The organism is Wolbachia endosymbiont of Laodelphax striatellus (assembly GCF_007115015.1).
Taxonomy (GTDB): Bacteria; Pseudomonadota; Alphaproteobacteria; order Rickettsiales; family Anaplasmataceae; genus Wolbachia.
In genome coordinates this window covers 1,545,247-1,570,447 of the sequence record NZ_MUIX01000001.1, presented here as the reverse complement: position 1 = coordinate 1,570,447, position 25,201 = coordinate 1,545,247, and the positions used below count along the sequence as shown (strand labels likewise).

12 protein-coding genes and 3 pseudogenes are annotated in these 25,201 nt (G+C 34.8%); 7 read left to right on the top strand and 8 right to left on the bottom strand.

Annotation, left to right across the window (positions count from 1 at the left end; translation table 11 throughout):
- Positions 1-87 precede the first annotated feature (87 nt).
- Positions 88-517: pseudogene (rnhA, locus tag BVG17_RS07550) on the bottom strand (ribonuclease HI); the annotation flags it as partial.
- A 1,079-nt stretch (positions 518-1,596) separates the two neighbouring features.
- Between rnhA and ltrA (BVG17_RS07545) the strand changes: the two are divergent.
- Together ltrA (BVG17_RS07545) and BVG17_RS07540 are read left to right on the top strand one after the other, a co-directional pair.
- A complete protein-coding gene (gene ltrA, locus BVG17_RS07545) occupies positions 1,597-3,078 on the top strand; it encodes a group II intron reverse transcriptase/maturase (protein ID WP_143688845.1) in 1,482 nt (493 codons plus the stop codon).
- Entirely contained in the window at positions 3,075-4,103 is a 1,029-nt protein-coding gene (locus BVG17_RS07540; RefSeq protein ID WP_241654209.1) for an Rpn family recombination-promoting nuclease/putative transposase, read from the top strand. The genes ltrA (BVG17_RS07545) and BVG17_RS07540 overlap by 4 nt, the downstream gene beginning before the upstream one ends.
- A 322-nt stretch (positions 4,104-4,425) precedes the next feature.
- Here the strand turns inward: BVG17_RS07540 and BVG17_RS07535 are convergent, their stop codons facing one another.
- From BVG17_RS07535 to BVG17_RS07515, 4 genes are all read right to left on the bottom strand, one after another.
- The gene (locus BVG17_RS07535; RefSeq protein ID WP_143688902.1) at positions 4,426-7,512 is read right to left on the bottom strand and encodes an ankyrin repeat domain-containing protein; all 3,087 of its coding nucleotides are present in this window, start codon (positions 7,510-7,512) and stop codon (positions 4,426-4,428) included.
- Between the two features lie 341 nt (positions 7,513-7,853).
- Positions 7,854-9,167, bottom strand: coding sequence for a group II intron reverse transcriptase/maturase (ltrA, locus tag BVG17_RS07530; protein WP_143688734.1), 1,314 nt, complete (start codon positions 9,165-9,167; stop codon positions 7,854-7,856).
- 473 nt (positions 9,168-9,640) lie between these two features.
- Positions 9,641-14,008, bottom strand: coding sequence for a hypothetical protein (locus tag BVG17_RS07520; protein ID WP_143688901.1), 4,368 nt, complete (start codon positions 14,006-14,008; stop codon positions 9,641-9,643).
- Between the two features lie 11 nt (positions 14,009-14,019).
- Positions 14,020-15,501, bottom strand: coding sequence for a hypothetical protein (locus BVG17_RS07515; RefSeq protein ID WP_143688900.1), 1,482 nt, complete (start codon positions 15,499-15,501; stop codon positions 14,020-14,022).
- An 808-nt stretch (positions 15,502-16,309) separates the two neighbouring features.
- On the opposite strand from BVG17_RS07515, the gene BVG17_RS07510 reads away from it, so the two are divergent.
- The 3 genes and pseudogenes from BVG17_RS07510 to BVG17_RS07500 all read left to right on the top strand — a co-directional run.
- Positions 16,310-17,746, top strand: coding sequence for a hypothetical protein (locus BVG17_RS07510; RefSeq protein WP_143688899.1), 1,437 nt, complete (start codon positions 16,310-16,312; stop codon positions 17,744-17,746).
- A 35-nt stretch (positions 17,747-17,781) separates the two neighbouring features.
- A pseudogene (locus tag BVG17_RS07505) lies at positions 17,782-19,401 on the top strand (ankyrin repeat domain-containing protein); the annotation flags it as partial.
- Positions 19,402-19,446: 45 nt separating this feature from the next.
- Positions 19,447-19,572: pseudogene (locus tag BVG17_RS07500) on the top strand (IS256 family transposase); the annotation flags it as partial.
- Positions 19,573-19,678: 106 nt separating this feature from the next.
- Here BVG17_RS07500 and ltrA (BVG17_RS07495) read toward each other — a convergent pair.
- Positions 19,679-20,950, bottom strand: coding sequence for a group II intron reverse transcriptase/maturase (gene ltrA, locus BVG17_RS07495; protein ID WP_143688811.1), 1,272 nt, complete (start codon positions 20,948-20,950; stop codon positions 19,679-19,681).
- Positions 20,951-20,993: 43 nt separating this feature from the next.
- On the bottom strand, positions 20,994-21,116 hold the full coding sequence (locus tag BVG17_RS10045) for a hypothetical protein (protein ID WP_255446080.1): 123 nt from the start codon (positions 21,114-21,116) through the stop codon (positions 20,994-20,996).
- 420 nt (positions 21,117-21,536) lie between these two features.
- On the opposite strand from BVG17_RS10045, the gene BVG17_RS07490 reads away from it, so the two are divergent.
- Together BVG17_RS07490 and BVG17_RS07485 are read left to right on the top strand one after the other, a co-directional pair.
- A complete protein-coding gene (locus tag BVG17_RS07490; protein WP_143688897.1) occupies positions 21,537-22,409 on the top strand; it encodes an IS982 family transposase in 873 nt (290 codons plus the stop codon).
- Between the two features lie 45 nt (positions 22,410-22,454).
- Entirely contained in the window at positions 22,455-23,168 is a 714-nt protein-coding gene (locus BVG17_RS07485; protein WP_063630455.1) for a hypothetical protein, read from the top strand.
- A gap of 323 nt (positions 23,169-23,491) precedes the next feature.
- On the opposite strand, the gene BVG17_RS07480 is transcribed toward BVG17_RS07485, so the two are convergent.
- Complete coding sequence (locus tag BVG17_RS07480) at positions 23,492-25,081, bottom strand: hypothetical protein (protein WP_063630457.1); 1,590 nt, start codon at positions 25,079-25,081, stop codon at positions 23,492-23,494.
- Between the last annotated feature and the right edge of the window lie 120 nt (positions 25,082-25,201).

Sequence of the window (25,201 nt, the reverse complement as noted above, 5' to 3'; positions counted from 1 at the left end):
ATACCCCACCCAATCTATGAAACTTAGAGTTCCCTCTATTTTTGGTGATTTTTTGACCTCACAATCTCTATATTTTAGCTTTTTAGATTCCTTTCTAGCAAGTCTATCTGCCTCCTCATTGTACATATTACCGTTGTGAGCTCTAACCCACTTCCAATTAATATCATGCTGCAAAGCAACTTCATCTAGTTCCTGCCATAATTCTCTGTTCTTCACTGGCTTTTTATCGGCTGTCTTCCAACCATTTACCTTCCATTTATTGATCCACTCTGTTATACCTTGTTTAATATACTGACTATCAGTGTGTAAAACAACTTCGCAAGAAACTTTCAACATCTTTAGCCCGTTAATCACAGCCTTTAACTCCATTTTGTTATTCGTTGTGTTTTCTTCACCTCCAGAGATACGTTTTTTCACTTTTATTTTCATACATCATCACAGCTGCCCATCCACCAGGCCCTGGATTTCCAGAACATGCTCCATCTGTATATATTATAACCTTCTTTTTTTTGCCCATACTTACAGGATATAGATTCAACGTAAATTTGCTACCGAAATATGTTGATATTGTTTTTTGAATATTTTAAAATGTAAGGTGTGAGAGATTGATAAACCTGTCCTCTCGATATTAGGTAAATCGTAATTGAGCTTTTGGGCTCGTATTTTTATTAGGAGGTTAATCTCTCACACTGAAAATAAATATTTTTAAGCTCTTCATAGCTTATCAATTCATTTGCTGGGGTTTTAAGGTGCTTTATAAGGCAGTTATAGAAAGATGATCAAAACTACTTACATCTAAAGCCTAAAATGCAATTTTCGGATGATCTCTGACAGCCGTTTTTTCTTTAACATATCCTAAAGTTAAAAAAAGTAAGGTTTTATAAACTGAATGTAAAAAACTTGAATATTTTCTCAAAATTGTGTATAATTATTAATACTTTTTAAGTGGATTTCCTATGGCTTTGTCTAAATTTCTTGATGCGCGCAATGATTATGCCTTCGTGCGACGTGAAAGTCGTCTATTGAACTGTTTAGCTCTGACTAAACCGAGTGTTTTGCCACTCGTACCCTACTAAACTGTATAAGTACAGTAATGTCTTATGCAAAGCGTTTAGGACAATGAACCCGCCTGAAAAGGAGAAGTTCGGTCTGTGAAGAAGGACGATGCTATTAGTGTCAAGTTGGCACGGGGGCTAGGGTGAACGGTATGGATAACAGAAGTGAATGATCGTAAGCATCGTTAAGTCGAACAAGCCAAAGACACTGACAGGCTTGGACCAAAAGGTATGTGGTAGGTTATCGGAGTGAACGCATCTGATACGCAAACATAAACACCACCGGTGTATAGATCAATCCTAACCCGCTCGTTGTTTGATAGGTGGAACACGGAAATCCCATATATCCCTAGGAATTCAGTAAGGTTGATCGTGAGAAAGACCGATGGATATGTGGGTTTGGGAGTGTGGAAAAAGTGAACGCTCATCTGTAACGGATGAGATACAGGTTTAAACGTTACCTGGCTCGAAAGAGAACTGACGTCCACTACGGTCATCTTGAACAAGATTGTTTGTAAAACCTTTTAAGTGAGGAAAGCAGATGGTTACAGGTAAAATTGTAAGTGCACCTTCCGGTACGGCAGAACACTGGAATCAAATTAGCTGGTTTCAGTGCAGAAAAAATACTAGAAGGCTACAAGCTCGTATTGTTCAGGCAACAAAAGCTAGGAGATGGAATAAAGTGAAAACTTTACAACGCCTCCTAACACGTAGTTTTAGTGCTAAAGCATTAGCAGTCAAACGCGTAACTTCAAATAAAGGAAAATGCACAGCAGGTGTTGATAACCAGTTGTGGCAAAGCCCTTCAGCAAAATCTCAAGGAATTGCAAGCCTGAGGCAACGAGGATACCGCTCTCAACCTTTGAGGCGAATCTATATTCCTAAACCTACAGGCAGCAAGCGACCTCTTAGTATTCCCACTATGAAAGATCGAGCGATGCAAGCATTATATCTTATGGGACTTGACCCTATTGCAGAAACAATGGGAGACATTCACTCATATGGATTCAGAAAGTATCGCTCAGCGGCTGATGCAGTAAGTCAAATACACACAACTTTGGCAGGACGTAGCAGACCGCAATGGATCCTAGAGGCGGATATTAAGAAGTGTTTTGATGAAATAGACCACTGCTGGTTAGAAAACTCAATCCCAATGGAAAAGAGTATTCTCAGCAAGTGGTTAAAATCTGGATTCGTAGAAAAGCAAATGTTCCGTTCTACAATAGCAGGAACTCCACAAGGGGGAATTATCTCTCCTGTACTTGCCAACTTGACCCTTGATGGTCTCGAAAATGTTATCAGTAAACATTTCGGGAAGAAGGGTACAAGAAAACGCAAGAAATATGGTGTGCACGTGATCCGCTACGCGGACGACCTTATAGTAACTGGAAAATCAAAAGAAATCCTAGAGACTAAAGTCAAGCAGCTAGTAGAGGATTTCCTCAGCGACAGAGGGTTAACTCTATCCACAGGAAAAACCAAGATCACACACGTAGAACAGGGATTTGATTTTCTAGGTCAGACAGTACGTAAGTACAAAAAGAAGATAATCATCAAACCTTCAGCAGAAAGTACAAACCGACTTCTGAAGCGCATCCGGTGCTTGATTCGTAAGAACTGCGCAGCAACCCAAGAAAAAGTAATAGAACTGCTCACACCTCAAATTCGAGGTTGGGTATATTACCACAGGGGAATATGCGCAAGAAAAGCTTATGAGAAAGTGGATTCTGAGATTTTTAGAGCCTTATGGCAATGGTCAAAACGCAGACACCCTAACAAAGGCTTACGTTGGATTAAAGAGAAATACTTTAAAACCAAAGAAGCCAGAAGATGGTGCTTTGCAACATTAACTAATAAGGAAGGTACAGTTGAGTGGAAGGAACTCTTTCAAGCAACAAGCGTACCAATTCGTCGCCATAAGAAAATTCAAGCTGAGGCAAATCCCTACGATAAAGAATGGTATGCCTACTTTGAAAAACGTAGATCAAATAATCCTTCTCTTCATGAGGATGATAAGATATGATTAACGTTAATCCTAGTAAGGAATTTGAAATGCCAGAATATTTGAAGGAAAATGTTGCCGGTTCTCAAGAAAAGGACTTAAGATGGCTCGAGCCGTATGAAGGGAAACTTTCAAGTACGGTTCCTAGAGGAGGGTTTAGTGGAAGATATCTTAGTCCACTAAACTCTTACTCGTTCAAAAGAATATTTGGCACCGAGAAGAATAAAGATATCCTCATTCATTTCTTGAACGATATTTTAGGCTTTACTGGCTTAGCTGCTATTCACGATGTTGAATTCTTAGCTACCATTTTAGACCCTGAGATTGCCGCTAAAAAGCAAAGTATTGTCGATGTTCTTTGTAAAGACTCTCAAGGTTCAAGATACATTATAGAGATGCAGTTCACTAAGACCAAAGGCTTCGAAAAGCGTGCTCAGTATTATGCTGCTAAAGCCTACTCAAGTCAAGCAGATCAAGGTGATAATTATCATAATCTCAAGGAAATTATCTTCATAGCCGTTGCTGATTGTATTATTTTTCCAGATAAAGCTGAGTACAAATCTAATCATGTCATTTTAGATCAAAATAGCTTTGAACATGACTTGAAGGATTTTTACTTCGTATTCATAGAACTACCAAAATTTACAAAGACAAAAGAAGACCAACTAGAAAATATAGTAGAAAAATGGTGTTACTTTTTTCGCTATGCAGGAGAAACAAGGGAAGAGGATCTAGATAAGATAGTTGGTAGTGACGTAATAATAAAACGAGCTTATGAAGAGATGAATAAGTTTAATTGGTCAGAAGAAGAGTTACTAGCATATGAACAAATGAAAAAACGCATAATGGATGAGGTAGCTGCTTTTGCTCAAAAATTTGATGAGGGTCTTAGAGTTGGTCAAGAAAAAGGTAGACAAGAAGGTAGGCAAGAAGAAAAAATCGAAGTTGCAAAAAACTCACTCAAGGCCGGTGTCTCTATTGATGTTATCGCTCAAATTACCGGTCTCTCTCATTCTGAAATTTCACAACTCAAAGAAAAAACATAATTATTCACTTTAACATTTATAAAAACCTTCTCTAAGTTAGACATATCACCTAATTAAGAATCTAGTGAACTGTCTAAAATGGCTATAAAGATTGCACATAGAATTATATAAATTACTATCATAACGTTACTCAAACTTCTATATCAAAGCTACGTGCTGTAAGTTCAATATGGAAAACACATTAACCACTTAGCATTTAATGTCTACTTCATCCATTTTAGTATTAAGACTATCAAACTTGCTACTGGTTCCCCTAATTATTTTGGCTACCCTCACTTTAAATTTTCCACTACTTGGCATATTATACCTTCCATATTCTCATCTACTTACTCAAAGTATTTCCAAGCTTGGTTACTCCTACATCAGAAAGACAAGTTGATATTTTGTCCTTTGAATGGCTGTGAACTGAAGCATTACTTAAATAACTTTGAGGCTCTAAACTCATCTGCTGTTTTTTTGTACCATCAACTTCTAATCTACCATCTCTGTTGTGTAATATCTGCTCTATTGATTGATTTAGCAGACCCTTATTAAATTGAGCTATAAACTTGTCAAACTTTTTCGGACTTAACTTACCAGGGCATCCTGCTTCTCTACCAGGACATGCTTCTTCTAGGTATGAGTTTAAAACTCCCGAAATCTCATCAAATTTACCACTCATGATTTTTCCTGTAACTTCTTTCTGTATTCCCACAAAATCAATATTTAGTCGATGCACTGATATTTTGCTATCCTTTGCAGCTTGCTCTACTACTTTCTCAAATCCCTCTGTAATATTTAATGCATAGCCCTGTGCTTCTAGTGGGGATATAGACTGATCTACTGTAGAAATATACTTCTGACGTGTAACTTTTCTAATTAATAAATCAAGTAATATTATTGTACCATTAAAATCAACCTGTGATAGATAGTGATCTCCCATTTCTAGTATTGTATTTCCGCCACTCGGTTTAAATTTAACAGGTGTTTGCCTTTCACGCATTTGTTTTATATTTGCATTTACATAACCAATATTATCTCGGGAAAAACCCCCATTTGTAAAATAATTACTTTCTTGTTTTTTATCTGTACCATCAGATGATAGTGTGGTACTTGTTGAGCTACTATTACTTACCGAAGCTTTGGCAAATTGCCCATCAACTTGTGAGATTGAATCCTTAGTGCTTGATATTCCCACAGGTTTAGAACTTAACAATCCACCTATAGAGCTCTTTACCCAACCAAATAAATCATTTATCCATGAAGATGGTCTTGTACTACCACTTACTGCTATCTCAGGTTGATTACTTGAATCTATAGCAAGAAGTTTTCTTGACATATGATGACGAGCATGATCTCCATGGTGATGACGGCGTTTGCGTTGTCTTACACTATCATCAGCTGGGATAACATGATAAATCAACGCTGAAGATGGAACTGCAGACTTGCTCCTTAAATATTCCTTAATTTCTCTATAATTCTGATTGATAGCCAAATCATAGGGTGTTCTACCGTCAGCAGTTAAGGCATTAACATCAGCACCTCTTTCAACAAGACGCTTAACGACGTCTAATGAACCCAACTGCACAGCCCAATGAATAGGTGTCCAACCTTCATCATCTTTGACCTTAATATCAGCATTGTTATCTAAAAGAAGTTCAACTATATTAAAATTGTTCTTTTGAATGGCCCAGAACACAGGAGTCCAACCCTGCCTACCCTGAACATTAACGTTAACACCTTGTCTGATACCGTCTCTAACTTTTTCAAGATCTCCTTTTTCTGTAGAAATTAATAATTCTTTATCTAGATCCAATTGTTTTTGTTTCAAAACTTCTACTATATCTTCGTAACCCTTTTGAATAGCTAGGTCTAAAGATGTCTTGCCGTACATTTCTGTAGCCTTTAAATTAGCACCCCTGTCAAGAAGTAGATTTACTACATTCAACCTGTTTGCGTCAACAGCAATATGCAAAGGTTTCCTATTGTATGCATCTTGAGCCTCAATATTAGCACCTTTATCAAGAAGAAATTGAACCATATTTGAATTACCTTCTTGAGCCGCAAAGTGCAAGGGTGTTCCTTGATATGTGATCTCATTATTAAACTTGGCACCCTGAGCTATAAGGAACTTGACCGCATCCCATTTACTTCCCCGAGCGGCATAGATTATAGGTGTCCAACCATTATTACTATCTTGAGTATCTAAGCTAGCACCTCGAACTACAAAATCCTTAACTTCATTAAGATTACCACCTTGTACTGCAGTTAACAACTGCCTATCTAGACCTAATTGTGTTTGTTGTAAGTATTCTACAACATTATTATGTCCTTTATCTCTAGCAAGATCTAGCGGTGTTTTACCATCATTATCTTTAATAGAAAGATTAGCACCTTTCTCTATAAGATGTTGTACTATACTTAAGTGACCATTTCTGGCAGCCCAATGCAGAGGAGTCCGACCAATATTATCTTTAGCATCAATGTTAGCACCTTTATTAATAAGGAGATGAACTATATGCCATTTACCTAAGTAAATAGCAAAAAGCACAGGTGTTCTACCCTTATTATCTTTAGCTTCAATGTCAGCACCTTCATTAATCATAAGATTAGTCATATCAAAACTACCTAATTCTATAGAACTAAACAGCTGCTCTTTTAATAATAAAGTGCTCTTTTCTCTATTAAATTCCACTATAACATCTTCTGAGTTACAAATAGAAGCTATACACTTTGAGTTAGAAACTATTGCATCATTAAAAGCAAGCATCATTTCTCTTGCTGGTTGGTAAGTATTCCAATTTTCTATTTTTACAAGAGTGTTATTTTTATGTGATAGCAATAAGGTATCATTCATAACTTTCATATCGAAATCTAATATAGACTTACCTTTCAAATCAACCAAACCAATATCATTCTTATTAATGGGCTGATTATGATAAATCTGTAACCCTTGCTCATCTGGCTTATAATACCTGAAAGAACTAAAGTCATCAGCTCTTTCTCCAAATTCTTCTGGTTCCATAATTTTGTCGCTCAACTCTATGGATAAATCCCAGTTTTTATGAACAGAAGAATAGTAATCCGATATTGATAATGCTCCTCTATCTGATAACAATAGCAAATCATTATTTAGTTTCAAGAAAAGTACTTTGTCTGAGTCAAATGTGAAACAATTATGGTGATTTAATAAGTCAGTACCATTAACACTAAACCTTCCATCTATTTTCAAGCTATGAGAACAATAATCTCGCTCTAATTCTCCATTCTGAAGTTTGTAGTACTCTTGCCCGTCAAATGTAACTGTAACATCTTTATAATTCGGCAACAGGGCTACGTGCAAGCTATTTCTGTTAATCTTTATTTCTCCTTTATTATTTTCTATAAATGGTATATCATCTAACGTACAATTTAATTGGCTAAAATCCAATATGCCATTTGCTTGAGCAATCGTAATATTAGCGTCCCTGTTCTCGAAAAGATAAAGATGACTTATATTACTTGGAGCTTCCCAGTAAAAATTATGATGTTCTTTATCAGGATAAAAAATATGATTGCTAGAACCGCCTATAGTGCTATGATAATTGGCACTTGATAATTGCTTTGTAATATTAAAGCTTGAATTGTCTATCTTTCGTAAATTATCTAATTCATCATCTAGTCTGGTAGAGACTTATGACCTTGAAAACCAGCGATTTGGTCTCTTAATCATAGTCCCCCCAAAAGAACCGTGCTTGCGGATTTCCCGCACACGGCTCCACAATACAGCGTTCACACTAGTGCTCCTGTGTACAAAGAAGCATATATCTTTGGCTTTGGTAGTGGATTTATTTTTAAATAGTATGTAAACTGTTCCCAATCCATACTTTTCTTGTGACTACGTCGGTTTATCCACTTAAATGCTAGCTTTGTTATCGGTCGATAGAATTGAATCAAACACCGATAATTTCCGCTAACTCCGAAGTAGCTATAGTGTCCTGTTACTTTGGCTTTAAGTTTCTGCCACCAATCTTTGAGACAGATACGACTTCGTACCATCTTCAACCACTCTTTGATTTCTTTAATCTTTCTGGCTAGGCTTATTTTTGAAGTTTTCTGCTTCATCATAAGTTTACCATTACGACTTTTTCCACAATAATGTGTAAATCCTAGAAAGTTGAAGCTAGCCGTCCTACGTTTCTCTCTTTCTGCTTGATACCATTCTTTCTTACCAAACTTTACTATTTTTGTTTTATTTTCAGCTATTTCCAACCCAAATTTACTTAGTCTTTGTTTCAGTAATTCTAGAAATTCTTTTGTGTCTTCTTCCCTCTCGCAGCCAACTACAAAATCGTCGCAAAACCTTATTAGCTGTATATATCCTCTGGCTTTTGGCTTAAATTTCTTTTCAAACCATAAGTCCAGCACATAGTGTAAGTATATATTAGCTAATACAGGACTTACTATACCACCTTGTGGTGTGCCTTGATCGGTTGCTTTATAACATCCAACTTCGACTATTCCTGCCTTTAGAAATCGTTTTATTAACCACAATAAATTTGGGTCAGCTATTCGTTCCCTTAGACAATTCATTAGCCATTTATGTTGAACATTATCAAAGAACTTCTTGATATCCACTTCTACAATATAGTTAATTGGTTTGTGCATAACTGCTTTATCTAGAGCGTTTATCGCCTGATGACAATTTCTTCCTGGTCGAAATCCATACGAGCTGTCCATAAAGTTTGCTTCATAAATATTTTCTAATATCTTCTTTAGCATTACCTGTACCAACTTATCTTCAGTTGATGGTATTCCGAGGCCGCGCTTCTCTTTGCTCCCGGCTTTGGGTATGTATACCCTTTTCACTGGTTGCGGTTGATATTGTTTTCTCTTCATACTATCCACTAGTGTTTTAAGTTTCTCTTCTAGATTTTCTCCATAAGCTTCCACTGTCACACGATCTATACCACAAGCCTTGTTGCGTTTTAGTTCCTTGTAACACTCTGCAAGATTCTCTTCATTAATCAAATGAACTAGCGATGTAAATTTTACTCGCTTATCTTGCTTAGCCCTTACTGCTATCTGGTTTAGTTTTCCTTGCATACTCCTCCAATCTCTGTTGTATTGGTATAGCAATCCCTATACCAGTCACTATATTGCTAACCGCTTCCCCTTGTATGTGGCTTTCCCACACTCCGAGTACTATCAGTTAGTCCGACTTCCTTTGCATCTTCCTCCAGTCCTCGCCTTTATTGACTTGTTCCAGAGTACCCTTACAGGAATACAAAGGATCTCCCAAGTTCACGTAAGGTCCCTCTCAACACATGACGCGGCCTTCGATCCCGACGGGGTGAGTAATACCTTGCCTTAGCGTTATTACCCATGCTGCCTTCCACCAAATGTAAAGTGTCGGCCCCCATGACGCGTGAATTACGGGACTCAATACCTTCACTTTCGTTGCACCCTATGTTGTCCATTCCATTAGCTTTACTACGCTCGTTACCTTACGCAGCATAATGGTTTGTTCCAGGCTGCTGGCTAAGCTTTACCCGTGTTGGATTTTCACCAACTGTTCCTTACGCACTTCTTGGCGCACACACAATATCACCTCTCAAGCTTTTTATCACATGCAAGTTTGTTACTACGCCAGTCTTATCATCTATTTTCGTTGGTGTTACAAATAAACCATCTGCTGTTTTTACCGATGTTTGTTTATCTACACTTATAGAAGCCCCACTTTTATTATAGATGGTTGTTATGTTATTAACGTGGGTTATGTTATATATATCATTAAAATTTATCGGTAATAATACTAAACCTTTTCCATGAATGGAATCACCAAAATAACCCTTTATTGTAGTAAAGTTTTTTGCTGTTATTACATCATTTCCACCTTTACCATCTACATAATCTACATTGAAGAACTCTAGGTAATTAGTTCTATTACTGCCAATAATAGAATGTATGTTTATTGAATCTGTAGTAAGATTACCTTGTGTTATGACTATGTTCTTTTGTCCATCTGCTCCTAAATCACAAGAAAACTTTCCTGCTATGTGAAAGAAATTTTTACCTGGACTATATACCTTACAACTATCTAATGACTTTTCAAAATAGTACCTATTTTCTATATTATCTCTTCTATCCCGATCACCATTTAAAATATCCTTTTCTTGAAAAACAATATTAACATTAGCATTTTGAGCCGGTATGTAATATATGCTTCCATACCCACGGGAATTCTTATTTCTGTATATAACTGCATTATAACAGTCGCCAGAATGTTCTTGCAAGGACCACTTTTCTAATACTCTATTTAATATCCTACCCCTATGTGGTGATGAATCTCCACATGAAGCTTGACTTGGCAACGTATACAGAATTTCCCTGTTTTTTTCATGTATTGTAATATCATCATCACGTGGTCCACAAGTGACACTATAATTTTCAATAGTACTCGGAACAATTCTAGAATAGTAATTCATATCATCAGCATAAAGAAAGTGCGTAATATTCGTACCTAAGTCAAAACCAAGCCTATTACTAATCACCCTAGTTTGGGTACTACACTTAAATCCGCCTAAAAGTTCTACAATTCCTTTACCAACATCCGATGGCATCATATGCCCCTGTCTTTTATCTCGAAAGTGTTTACTAGTAGCATATTCTTCTTTTGTAACCAGTATAGAAGGCAGTGAAATAGCTATTGTATCGTAGTTACTCTTAAATTGATTTAAGATCTTTGATATATACTGTTTATATATCTCTTCTGCTTGCAGATCATTTCCTATATAATCTGGTACTTTTTTACCAAGAAAGAAATCCCAATACAAGTCATGTTTCTCTTGATCTGTAAGTTTTATATGTTCTCCTAATTTTTCTACTTCAAGTCCCGCTTCTACAAATTGTGCTATAATGATTACAGCAACTGAAATAGCAGCACCAACCGGACCTGCAAATTCTCCTATTATTCCTGCTTCCATACCTATAGCTGACATTGTTTCCGTAACAACCGCAGGGACATCTGCAGCTATAAAGATAGAATTAGTTGCTATGTTTAGATCGGCAATCTTTATGTCTGCAGGATCTGTTGCATTTTGTCTTGCTTTAATCGATTCTGCTAGCCCTAAAAATGCCGCAAAATTACCTATAGCACGTCCCATAACTGGAGCAAACCCCTTCAACATCTGAGAATCAAGCTTTGTTCCTAACTCTAACATTTTTTCAGAGATTTTTTCACCAATCTTTGGCATTACCCAGAGATTTAATGCATCGTAGCCTAACCCCTCTATGTCTCCATTTGCTATATGTTTACCAACCAAAAATGCTGTAAAGGCAAGACCTGCACCTTCTGCTACTTTTCCTATTTTTTCTGCTACTCCGGATCTTCTCAGAATATTTTTCACTTCTTCTTTGTTCTCTATATTATCCTTCATTTCTTTCACAATATCCCTAATCTCTGGGTCTATTGAATCCAGATCTATGTCTTTAATCTTTGCTACAAATGCTTCTTCAACATTTTTGTCTATAATTTCACCTTTAGATATCTTCTGAGAAACCTTGAAAAGCTGATCATAAAACTCAATATTCTTTACTTTTTCCACTACCTTGTCAGTGTTAAATAACTCTCTAATAAGTTGTTTTTTTTCTTCCTCTGTAATCTTTTCTTCATCACGTGAATCCACGCAGGCCATATTTATATTACGTTTTTTTCTATTTCCATTACATTGCTGATTAAAAATATCCCTTGACTGCTCTAAAATATCTTCTGGTTGAAGATGAGGTATGACATGCATTGAGCTATGTACTACCTGAAAAACATCAAACTTGTCACGCGTTTCAATTAATGATTCAGGCGTGCTAGCACCTTTATGGAATACCGCCCAAAACATCTTTGCCCTTTCGCTATCTGTCAAAGATTTAACATTATTTGGTTGTTTCTTATAGCGATCTAACTGGCTTTCAGCCTCTTTAGCTTTTGTTGTTAATCCATCTGCTATACCCTGGGTTTCACTAAACTTCAACTCTATACCAGTAAATTCTTCCCCTCCAATTACCCCAATATCAATACGTTTACCACCTCCAGATTGAACTTCCGGAATAACACCTATACGTTTCTTGCTACCTCCAGACATTTGCGAATCACTATAATACATAAATAAACCATGCAGTATAGCTTGAAAATCTATTTCATTCTTAATCATCTCCTTGACGGGAAATAAAGTATCACTTACTTCTGTAAACAATCTCCTAAAGTGTTCTACGCCAGCTCTTTCATTATCAATTACATCACCAAATATTCTATTCCAGCTATTAACATCAACATTTAATTGAGTACACCTTCCATTAAGACTTTGGGTCTTTCTTTGATTGTAGTCATCTAAATTACTATAAGAATTCACTTGAACTTTCCGACACCAATTCTCAAATTTACCTGCTCTTGCCTTTTCTGTTTCTAATAATAAATTAACCTCTCTTATTTCTAAGCTCCTACTTTTCCTAATCGATTCATGCATATCAAGCTTTACATTAACTTCTGCATCTTCCTCAATTACTTTATCTATATTAATTTTTTTACTTCTTGGATTAACTCTAATGATATTTAGCAATACCAATTCATTTTTACCTGAATTCACGAACCCAAATGACGTGATATCATTAGAAACACCCCTATCGTGTTGAAAAATATACTTATTCCATACTTCTCTTGTTGTTCTTACAGGTATCAATTCTCCCAACAGCACCTCACTAGTATACCTATAATAGTTTTCAGCTAAATTTGGTATGGAGTAGTAAGTATACTTCAGTTGTTCGCGTATTTGCGCTGGATCAGCAGATTCTAACACTGATTGCAAAAAAGGCTTAGGATGTTGTTTATCTCTAGCCGCTTTATCTATTTTAATTCTATTGTTAGGCAAGTCAGGATTATATACTGCATAAATAACATTATCGTTATTTGTTATCATCCGCTGTGGACCATACTTAAATGCCTCAGCATATTTTTCTGCTTGATCAAAAGGGGTACCTTGAATGGTTAGCGTCTTACCAGCTTTAAGCTCTATTATTATAGGAATGGCATTATCTGACCTTTCAGGCGATCGGACCAGCACAACAATATCACTAAAACCTTCTCCTAAAGACAATTCAAGGTAGGACTTAAGGTTATAACGATACTTAAATAGCATTACAAAAAAGCCAGCAAGTAAGCCATGGTAATCAGATTCACGTTTAAAATTTCCACTTTTTTCGATTATATACTTTTGAGCTATCGAATCGAAATAATTAGATACTTCTTTAATACCATTTTGAACTTTTTCTTCGTTAGAAGAAGAGCATTCAGAAATTAAGTTTTCTAAATCTTCACCCACTTTTCTTATCCTGTTCTTTAAAAGGAGGAAGTCCTTTCCAGTATCGATTGAAACTCTCTTTTGTGTGAAAGTTTGACGATCAATACCCTTTATTTTTCCTATTTTTACATTACTGTGGTACTCCGTTGGAGAGGGATGTTCTATTGGAATGGAATAACCTATTTTACTAAAACTATCATAACGATCATGACCCAACTTAGATCTCATGTAACTTATTTCTTCTGGTGTAAACTGAATGTGTGGATTTTCAGAAACTACAACAAACAGCAATTTCTTGTTATCTTGTTTTTCTATCGGAATAACAAATTTAACTCCAGAAATATAACCTACTGTATTCTTTTCAACGTGGTAATATACTTGTTTAACTCCTAAATCCCTTCCCAATTTAGTATCCGGCAAAGCTAGAAACCCACCTAACACAAACAGAGGAAAAAACCCTTTTTTATTTGCAGAACGCTTGTTATCTGGAAGCTGATCAACAAATGACTGTAATCTTTCCTGAAAGGTTTGAGTATCACTACTTAATAACATTTCAATTAATTCAGGATATTGTTCCTCATTCACTGCACCTTGCATATTGATATCTCCTAATTTAAATTAATTGTATTAATATCTTTCTGTAATTGCTTAAAAATGAAACACTCACTTAACATGGTGTTTAGCATACACTCTTCGTTGCCCTGCACTGCAGAAGTACTATTTATATCCACACTTACGCTCGAAGTTTCTATATCTTGAGTGTTTTGATCAAGAACTTCAATTAATCCTGGTAACGTCTTTTTAATTTTACCAAATACTATTCTGTCACGATTAAGTGCATCTAAGTTAGCATCGGCAGTTGGCACATATCTATTAAAGGCACTATCCAAGTTATCAATAAAGTTATCAATATCTTCTAATACCATTTCATTACTACTAGCATAGTAAAATAGAAACTCTTTCAATAGCTCTTGATTGTCACCAATATAAAGTAAACCACAAATAATCTCACCTGTTCCAGATAAAAAAACATGCTGACGTTCCTCGCTGCTATAAGCTTGCCAGAGTTCTTTGAAAGCTTCACTACAGCTATTTTCTGCAAACGCTCTCAGTAAATGACTAAAATTATTACAATCAAATGAAGGTAACTTTTCCCAGAACTTTTCTTTTCCTAGTTCAAGAACACTGTAGAGTAACTTTGTATGAAATTTGTTAAACTTACAGCTAATAACTGATAGTAGTGTACTATAGTTCCTTACAGAATAGAATTGACCTTGTATTGGAAATAACTGACAAACTGAATCAAAATAACCTTCTCTCATTAACGTATATAGAACATCGCACTTCTTAAGAAATATTTCCAAGTACTGTTCATTACCCATTACCTTTTGTAAACAAAAGATAGTAGTATCCACATCATTAGTTCCACTCATAGAATACAAAGCAGCTTCTATCAATAAGTTTAGTTTAACTTCTTCTGGTATGTTTTGTTTCTCTAACTTTTCATAGAAAAAAGCAACGGCTTCACGTTCACAATCCTGATAAGCTACCTTGAACCCATAAATGTCAAAGTTAGGATCATAACATTCGGTATACTCCTCCTTTATCTGTTCCAGTTTACCAGTAATAAAATGGCCCCAAAATTTCTCTAACCACCTAGAGCTTTCTTCTAGTACTTCATCTTCAGATAGATTATGCACCCTTTTTGCTTGTTCCTTACATAACTTAAATAAATCGCAAATCAAATTTTCATCTAAACCGTTTAAACAAGCTAATGTATAACAATCACTAACGCCCAGCGAATTATCATAATTACTCTCTGAGCAAACACCTATTAACTTTTTAATAAATATTCGCCAATCTAGTCTTTTTCCATAAATAGTATCATCAACCCAGCAATCATCTTGAGAGAGAATACTTGAGGCTATATCATACTTCACATAATAGATTATCCTACTATTACTGTTAATGTGCCTTCTTAATTGTTTTGCCTTAGAATGTTTAAAAGGGTCATCATGTTTTATGACTCTTTCTAAGATTTCTTTGCAGTAATATGAATCATCTAGTTTGATTAAGCTTTCTTGCTCCATTATAATTTACCCATTGAAAATTAAATACACTATCTTAAAAACCCTATTACTGTAATAAGGACCACCTTACTAATAGAACTTCTGAATATTTTGATGCTTCATAATTATCCCCTCCTTAATAAATAAATGAAAAAATATTGTACCCTCTTACATACCATAATGAATCGGCTTCTATTATACTTTAGGTATATTACTCCACCTTTAAAACTTGTCAATCACTATTTTAGAAAATTTTCTAGCCCAAAGTAGTTTTAGGCAAAAAGCTCTCAACAGGCTCAATATAAGATCTTTTGTTCACTTTTTAATTCTGTTTTTTATAAGTCTACCTTAATTATTATTCTAAAATAAACTAGTATTAATTTAGCAAAACATATTATTAATATTTCAAGTGAAATAGCCATTTCCAGCACTCAAAACTAAGGGCGGTGAGAGCTTTTTGTTTTGGGATGGGTTGGTCTACCATTGGATTCGTGCAAACTTTTTTATATGGTGATTTCATTATACGCTAAAATTAGCTATATTGGCTTACTTTTGCTAAAATTACATACGAACTCATCTCCTGATCTTGTTGCAAAGATTTCAAGCTTACATTTTTATAACTCTATTTTCACGTGGCTTGTTCTCACAAATGTACTTACTCTTTGAAAGAGTAAATAATTCAATTCTTTATAACACTAGTTAGCATGTTACTTTCACTAAAGTTATTCTTCCAAAAAGACTACGCATTGCTTTAATGGTATCATAATGTTTTGCATATAAACCTATTCTATAAAAACTCATAATGTTTATTTTAGTAGGGGGTATAGTTATGCTTAATTCAAATCAGATAGCACATGGTAGTAATGGTTTTGAAGACACTACGTCTCGTGGATTTGAAGATTTGCCTGAAGAAGTATTTGAGATTAGCAGTGAAGAAAATCAAGTAATAGATAGTTCGGAAAGTAAAATAGAAAATCTACAACAAGAAAATTTTGATCTTAAAAAAAATCTAGAGTTACAAAAACACTATAAGAAAATAGCAGAAGAGTATTACGAAGAAGTAATTGAACTGACCAGAGAAATACAAACCCTAGAAGGGAAAATTAAAAGGCTTGAAGTTACAATGGAGAAACAGGAAAGAAAGGCACGTAACATCTGTGAAGAAAATGAAAGATTAGAACAACAGGTAGAAAAGCTCAAGAAAGATCTGGAAGATGAATCTCGTACTAAGAATTCTACAATTAACCCCTTGAATGAGGAGTTAAAGAATAAAAAATATGACATTTATTACATGAATAAAGAGATAAATCAAGATTTGGATCAAGCTAAGGCTTTAATAAATCGGTTAAAAGAGCGGTTGGAAGAGAAGGAAAAGCAGTTAGAAGATTTAACAAAGGAATTAGCAAATGCTCAGAGGTGTTCACTAGACATTAACCATCTAAGAAGTGCTTTTGACCAAAAGGTAACAGAAAATCATTATTTGACTGGGGAGTTAAGCATATTACAGAAGAGATATAATTTGTTAAAATTACAACTTCAACAATCTCAATCATCAAGATCACTCTTAGATGAGCTCAGTGAGACAAATATCAAAGCAGACAAATTGACTCAAACGGAAAATGATTGTGATAAAGGTGAGTGTAGTCAGGAATCAGATTTAGGTTACGCTTCTTTTTTTGATGGAATAAAACCAGAGTCGAGTTCTGAGCAAAAGTGTCTAGAACCAAATGAGCCATTGAATTCAGAAAAGCAGAATTTAACTAGAGAGTTGAGTACATTACAAAAAGAAAATGAAGATCAAAAGTCTAAACTTCTATGCTTTCAGCCTAAAATGTTGCTTTCAGATGAGCTCAGTGAGGTAAAGATCAAAGCAGACAAATTGACTCAAACGGAAATTAGTTATGATAGAGGTAGTTGTAACCAGAAAGAAATTCATTATGAAGATGAGTTTTTAGATGAAGGTTATCGTAGTTTATTTGAGCAAGGAAAAGAATTAAGTCCTAAGCAAGAGTGGTTAGAAGCAAACAAACTATTGGAAGAAGAGTATGAGTTAATTAAAAAATATTTATGGATTCCATCTGAATTCAGTAGAGGTAGATCTCTAATGGCTAGTAAATACTCATTTGAGGAGCTAGTGTGTATCTGGCTTGCTTGTACAACGAATTTGACCAAAAATCAAAAAAAGTTAAATAAAGAATTATTAAAGACTCTTAAGGGTATAGGTGTTTTTATCAGTACGATACTGATAAACTCGAAAAGTTCTTAAAAGATAACAAGAACGATCAAGATTTAAAAGTTGTTCTTAATCTTAAAAGAGGAGAGTCTGGATTAACATTATTACATGCTGCTTCAAAACTCAATCATGACGGTTCTATTTTAGTAGATTTACTTTTACAAGCAGGAGCTGATCCTAATATAAAAAGCAATGAAGGGAAAATACCTTTACATTATGCTGCTAATAGAAATTATGCTTATCCTATTATAGATCTACTCTTAGAGGGAAAAGCTAATCCTAACATACAAGACAATACAGGAAAAACCCCTTTACAAACTGTGATTGATAATAATAATGTCAACAGTTTAGAATGCTTCTTAACTAAAAATCAGAAGAAGTTGAGTAAGGAACTATATGATATACTCCTAGGTACAGTATTATCTAAAGATAGTAAAAAACCTTATATGATAGGTAAATCTTCTAACGCTCGAGCTATTGAAAATTTAGAAAAATTTCTTAATAAACACAATAATAGTCAGGATCTGAAAATGATTTTCACTATTCAAAATAGAGCAGGTATGTCGAAAGTACTTAGTTATGCTAAGGCTGCGTGCAAAGAAGCAGAGGATTTACTTCTAAAAGCAGGAGCAACTCATCCTGAAAAAAAGGACTCAAAAATCCACAGTAAGGAGAGAAAGTGTTTACCTCAACCAAGTACTTTATGGAACATACAAAATCAAAAGATAGTACTAGACAGATTTTTAAATGAAATATCTCAAGTTAAAGATATGGAACAGCTAGAAAAATTAGTCAATAAGGCTATAGTTTCTGGGATAGTGCTAAATTTTGCTAAAAAATCTTCTAAAAATAAAAAATACAACTTTCTAGATTATGTAACAAAAAAAATTAATAGATTAGAAAAGAATTCTAAAGTTGCCAATGATATAATATATAAATTGGTAGCAAGAGGAGCTGTCTTCTATTCTCAGGATAGCATGGAAGTAATGACTACATTGGAATCGGAATTCAAAGACCACAAAACTAATATTATAAAAGCATATAAAGATTATATTAGAAAGACTCATAAGTTTATTGAAGTTGCAAAAAGTGCAACCAATTGTGAGCTGAACGACATAAGAATAGACAACTCTAATTTCTACTTGGAATATTCAGAAGATAGTATAATAGATGTTGCAAAAGTAACAAATAAAGTAAGAGATCTAGTACTAACTCAGAAAGAAATAGAGCATGCAAGAAGTATAATAAAGATCGGTAAAAGTGAAGTAGAGATTATCGCACAGGATAGTACAAGAAATTATACAGACCTTGCAGATGGTAGTGATATAGTACTGACTTTCGATACTAGTTTTGGAGAGTTAGAAGTGAGATTATATCCTAATAAGGAAAATGAAAATTTGGTAATAGTAGAAGTGAATGATGAAGATCTACTAGAGGAAATAGAAAATTATGACGAAAAAATAGGCAAGAATTGTTTGCTAGGAGGGTTATCAGTAAGTGAAGCTATAAACCGAGGTTCTTTCAAGAGATCTAGAGCATTAATTCATCCTGAAAAGATCGGTCAATCTGATGAGACGAAAGTCAATCTTTGGAAAGATCCTGCAAAGATGATAGTAGTCTCCAATCTCCAAGAAACGCAAGCTACTCTCCATAATAAAGGAACAGGAACGTTCAAAAAAGTGAGTTAAACCAAAAAAAAGTAATAAATTGATATAAAAAAATGTAGGTTTGACATGAGTCAAGCAAACAGAACTACAGGTTTAGTAGACTATAAAGAACTAGAAACAAATATTTTATCATCTATCAGAGAAGGTAAGCCGCTAACAGGAAGAGATGGAGCATTAACACCATTTATAAAAACCCCAGTTGGGGATTAGAAGTCAGTGAAAAAGCCAGGAAAATAGGGGGAGAGTAGACCAGTGGAACTTCCCCTACCAGTCTCTCGCAGAACTGTACATAAACCTCTCAGCTTATACAGCTCCCATTATTTAGCCTTTTTGACCCTAAACCTAGTGTCCAATGATAGAAAATATTTGGAGACCTATCTCTCACCTTTCCTAGAAATTGTCTTGCTAGTCTTCCGTGACTCCTGAGTCTCTTATATTTCCTTTTGACCCACTTTTCTAGATGCCGCTCTACATTCTTTAGAGATTTGTAGACCTCAGTTCTGTAAAATTTGCCATAGTACTGATACCAGCCTCTGACTATTGGATTTACTTTTCCTGATATCTCCTCTAATGTTATATGCGTATTTCGTAGCATTTTCCATGATCTTATGGTTGTAGTAATCTTTTTCTTGGCCTTGTTGCTAATTGCTGGGAGAAATGAAACAAAATGCTTCCCTATTTTATTTCTTGCTAACCTGGGTCTGAATGTGTAACCCAGAAAATCAAAACTTTGTTTAGGAAATTCATCTCTCCTATTGTCATCCTTACAGTACACTATCTGTGTCTTTTTAGGATGTAATTTCAACCTATACTCAGCCAATCTCTCTTCGATCATTACTTTCACAAATCCTGTCTGTTTCTCTGTTCTGCAGTGCACTATCGCATCGTCCACATATCTCTCAAATGGTACCGTCGGATAGTTCTTTTTCATCCATATATCAAACACATGATGCATGAATATATTAGAGATGATTGGGCTAACTGAACCTCCTTGCGGAACTCCTTTATCCCTAACTACTTTACTGCCATCTGCAAGTTGTATAGGGGATTTCATCCACCTTTCAACATATAGTATGACCCATTTGCAGTCTGTGTGTTTCTTGATAGCTTGCAAAACTAATTCGTGATCCAGATTGTCGAAGAACCCTGATATATCAAGGTCTACCACCCAATCGTACTTCCAGCATCTCTTACGCGCTGTATCTACCGCATCCAATGCTGATTTATTCGATCTATAACCATATGAATCCTCATGGAATTTTGGCTCCACTAACGGTTCGAGATACATTGTTGCTGCTGTTTGCGCTATCCTATCTGATACTGAAGGAACACATAAAATTCTTTGTCCTCCTCCCATATCTTTCGGTATTGCTACAGCTTTTACAGGCTCTGGAAAATAACTTCCGGATGACATACGATTCCATAGTTTGTATAGATTATCTTTTAGATTTTCCTCAAACTTTGTTATCGAAACCCCATCTACACCAGCAGCACCTCTATTTTTCGATACTTGTTTATAAGCTCTCCAAATAAGTTTCTTTGGTATATCACAAGACTTTGTTTTATTCATTAACTCCTCCCTTTCGGTTGATAAATAACTAAAACTAAATAACTCAGCTCCTTCGCTCCATTTCCATTACAGAAACTTCTTCACTACTACGAGCTGATCCGCCCCTGTTTTCCGCATCGGTACTCTCATCCTCAGAGATCAGCTCCTTGGATTTCTCCCTTATCATCGAAACGACAGGTTCCCGCAGTTCCACGCAATAGCCCAAAATAGATTCATGCCACCTCTATGCCGGACGCCATCTATCCAGTAAACAAGCTCCCGATAGATTTATCCCAGGTTAAGTCTAACCCCTGGTTTTGACATCATCCAATTCCTTTCGACACTTTATCAGTGGTTCATTTTCATTCATCTCTCTATTTTACACATGACGCATATTTGCGCCTTTTCCATAACGCTCACTACCTTAGCTTTTTACCAAAGCAGCTTATGGTTGTTTGAAGCCTGCTCTTGTAAGCCGGCTCCGAGGGGCCCACCCCCATCTATTGCGTAGCTTTTGCACTTAGTTTGCTCTTACTTGAACATTCCTTGTGTCTCTACGGCACACTAAACTCCGGAAACATATTATCAAAAAATAGAGAGGTTACCCATGAATAAAAATGTAACAGAATTATTTTGCTTTGTAGACGATTTTTGCAAGGCTATAAACAAAAATTTCGCAGAAAAACTCCTGCCAAACAGTAAAAAACCTACCAGAACGCCAGGGATTACGCATTCTGAAATTCTTACTATAATTTTACTTTATCAACAATCTAGATGTGAGGACTTTAAATCTTTCTATACATATTATTTGAAAGCACTACATGGATCTGAGTTTCAAAATTTGCCAACATATAGTAGATTTATTAGGCTAAAATCTAGGGTTTTATGGTATTTAGTGCTCTTGTTAAAGTGGCTTTGTGAGCACTCAAAAATGACCGGAATTTCGTACATAGATGCAACTTCTATCGCTGTTTGCCATCCAAAAAAAATCTCAAGAAACAAAGTTTTCAAAGGATTGGCAAAGCTTGGAAAGACTACATATGGCTGGTTTTTGGGTTTTAAATTGCATATGGTAATTAATGAAAAAGGTGAAATTCAAGGAGTTACAATGACTAAAGGTAACGTTGACGACAGAAAACCAGTACCAAAATTAACTGAAAAACTGACTGGTCTTTTGTTTGGTGATAAGGACTATATAAAGAAAGAGCTCTTTGCAAAACTCTTCGATAGAGGAATAAAACTCGTTACCAAAGTAAAAAAAGGTATGAAAAACACATTAATGCTTCTTGAAGAAAAGATTTTTTTAAGAAAAAGGTCGATTATTGAAACAGTTTTTGGTTACCTCAAAAACAGACTTGATCTTGAGCATTCAAGACACAGGTCTCCAATAAATTTCTTGGTGCACATCTTTTCCACATTAGTTTCATATTCTATGAAGCCTAAAAAGCCCTCTATTTCTAGATTTTACTGTATTGATTAATCCGCAACTGGGGTTAGCTAGAGTAGGAAAAACTCAGGTATGACCATGCATGGAATGATGGCTAAAAACGTCTTGGCTGACTTTTTAAATCGAGATTATCAAGGTGTAGCAATCTTTATACAATCACTTTTAAGTAATGAGGCAGTGGTCATAGGAAGTGGAAATCATGAAGTAATACGTAACTATCCTGTACATAAGAGTCATTTAACAGGCAATGGTGGTGAAAATGTATATGTAATTGATTCTGAAGCTGATAACATTCCGGAGGTTATTATTCATGATATTGATGAAGAGAATTCAATAGATACGGTTGATTTAAGAAATGTAGTAAGAAAAGCAAAAGATAATTTTGAATTACAAGTAATTAGATTTGAAAATGATTTATTATTAAGAGCAACAGTGGGAAAGCATGAGTATTTTACCGTGAGGTTAAAAGATGAGGCTCAGAGGTATAACAAGACTCATGTAATAGTAGAAAATGCTCCTATGATAATCAGCGTTGACAATAATGAATGGAGTTTAAAACCACAACCTTTGATGTTTGAAAAGGATAAAGAAGTTATTGTTATAACGGATCAAGATGTAGAGAAAGATACTGAGCTTGCTACGCCTAGAAAAGGAGGAAATTATAAGTTTGTTCGTAGTAACAGCAATGATCTAATGATAACGAATGCTTTTGATTCGACTATTACTAAAGACAAATATAGAAAAACAAGAATATCAACTTTGAGTGCACTAAATTTGCTCATTTTCTCTTAATTTGACGCGTATGCTTTTTTGAACATTCCCAAAATTTGGGAATAGCTTATGTCAAATTTCTATTCTCTTTTCCAGTTTTTTAGGAGTTTTTTTCTTGCAAGCATAATAGTTTCGTATACATAATGAAACCAAATGGTATTTTTAGCTTGATAACAGAGGAGAATAAAGAGGGCTTAGGTGTAACACTCAAATAATGATTTACCTTATGGATACCGCTAGAAAAGTTGATTAAGGTATATAATTCTCTCTGCGTCAAGTTACTGAAGATATCGAATCTACAAACGCTTTGGATTTAGTATACTACGCCTCTGTACACAGTATCTTTAATGTAAATGCCCATGTGATTCCATAGATAATCTCTGTTTTTTTATTTTGTCTGTCCATTTATCATTTTCTATATCTTGTTTGTTGGTTGCTTTTTCTTCTTGCTCAACAATTGCCTTATCTATCTTCTGATGAATTGCATTAATTGCATTTTTTTCTTTGTATACTTCGCTTTTTCCTTCAATAATTAAATTGGTAAAAATATTTACAACAAACTGCACTTGATTATGATTAACCTGACCTTTTATCAAAAAAGGTAAAGATCTTAATTCTATTATATATTGACCTATGTTATTCTCTATGCCTTCTGTATGCATTAATATTTCATTATCAAACTCTCTCAATATTTCTGATGCTATTTTACCTTGAAAGAAAAGCCCTAAATTATCTGCTACTTCACTTATTAATAACTCTCTGTTTTCTTTATTATCTTCCAATTTAGTATAATCACGCAGTAGATCCATAACTGCAGATACTCTGACTTCAATAATATCATCAACATCTTCACCTCCTAGAGCAACTCCTGATCCCAATAACCTCTCTCTGAGATTTTTCTTTAAAAGATTGGTAAATTTTTCATTTGCATCCGATCCTGTAGTAGATATTGTACCATCTAAATAGTTGTTTACTTTGATTTGAGTACCTAAGCTATGCTCTATTTGTATTTTTATCTCAGGTTTAAATCCTAATTTTGTACAGAATTTCTGAAAATATTCTTTAATAATGTCAAACAAGCTCTTGCCATTATCTTTATAATTCTTTAACTCTTCAGGAATAGTGAGTGATAATTTACCTTCTTTATATATTATATCATCTTTGTCATTTTGAGATTCGAGTATGAATTCTAATGAGCTGGATAGGTCACATATTTTCTCTTCCGGATTGTCAACCGTGGTTATAGACATTGCCATATCAGACGTCACTTTTATGCAGTTGTGGTCGGTGCAGTAAATGTTTAGCGCTTTTTTAGGACTGTGTGGAGTTAAATTACAACTACTGAGTGCGGCATGAGATTCATTAAATATACCAGCCCCATACCCTGCTTGATTACAATTGGTGACTAACTCTTCTAAAATAGCATCACTTGGAACCTTTGCTTCAGCGTATCTAAACATTTCCTTGAAAATTTCCTTTGCTAATGCACGGTAATCTTTTTTGGAGAATAGATGATAAGAGCTTCTCCCTGCGTTATAAAATCTCTCAAATTCCTTTCTATATTCATCAATTTTTTTCTCATCAGCAACTGTAGGGCTATTACAATGATTTTCCCAAACTTCAGATAGTCTATCTTGATCAAGCTCCCTAAGTACTGGTTCCATAAAAGCTTTACCTTCTTCAGAGAGGTTATCAAAATTATCACGGTTAAAAATCTCATTTTTATAATCTTTAGCTCCTTCCTTAAATGCAATAATAAAATTTTTATCTATTTCTTTTTCATTAATAATAAAATTCATTCTTTGAAAATCTAAGAACATTGTTTCACCGGAATTCGCTAATTTATTATCTTGATCTGCTCTTAATTTACTAAAATTGAATTCTTTAGCTGTGGCCTTTAATCTAACTACCGGACTCTTCTTTGCCTCTTTCATAATTAACACCTTACTATAAATATGCTGTAAGTTGTACCATATAATGATGAATAATTTTATAATATATAAAAAAGTCGATAGTCTATTTCTTTATTTTAGGGATATAGGAAAGGCGTAGAT

Coding starts and splice junctions, on each gene's coding strand:
- ltrA (WP_143688845.1), top strand. CDS start 1,597: ATGGTTACAGGTAAAATTGTAAGTGCACCTTCCGGTACGGCAGAACAC.
- BVG17_RS07540 (WP_241654209.1), top strand. CDS start 3,075: ATGATTAACGTTAATCCTAGTAAGGAATTTGAAATGCCAGAATATTTG.
- ltrA (WP_143688734.1), bottom strand. CDS start 9,167: ATGCAAGGAAAACTAAACCAGATAGCAGTAAGGGCTAAGCAAGATAAG.
- BVG17_RS07520 (WP_143688901.1), bottom strand. CDS start 14,008: ATGCAAGGTGCAGTGAATGAGGAACAATATCCTGAATTAATTGAAATG.
- BVG17_RS07515 (WP_143688900.1), bottom strand. CDS start 15,501: ATGGAGCAAGAAAGCTTAATCAAACTAGATGATTCATATTACTGCAAA.
- BVG17_RS07510 (WP_143688899.1), top strand. CDS start 16,310: ATGCTTAATTCAAATCAGATAGCACATGGTAGTAATGGTTTTGAAGAC.
- ltrA (WP_143688811.1), bottom strand. CDS start 20,950: ATGAATAAAACAAAGTCTTGTGATATACCAAAGAAACTTATTTGGAGA.
- BVG17_RS10045 (WP_255446080.1), bottom strand. CDS start 21,116: ATGATAAGGGAGAAATCCAAGGAGCTGATCTCTGAGGATGAGAGTACC.
- BVG17_RS07490 (WP_143688897.1), top strand. CDS start 21,537: ATGAATAAAAATGTAACAGAATTATTTTGCTTTGTAGACGATTTTTGC.
- BVG17_RS07485 (WP_063630455.1), top strand. CDS start 22,455: ATGCATGGAATGATGGCTAAAAACGTCTTGGCTGACTTTTTAAATCGA.
- BVG17_RS07480 (WP_063630457.1), bottom strand. CDS start 25,081: ATGAAAGAGGCAAAGAAGAGTCCGGTAGTTAGATTAAAGGCCACAGCT.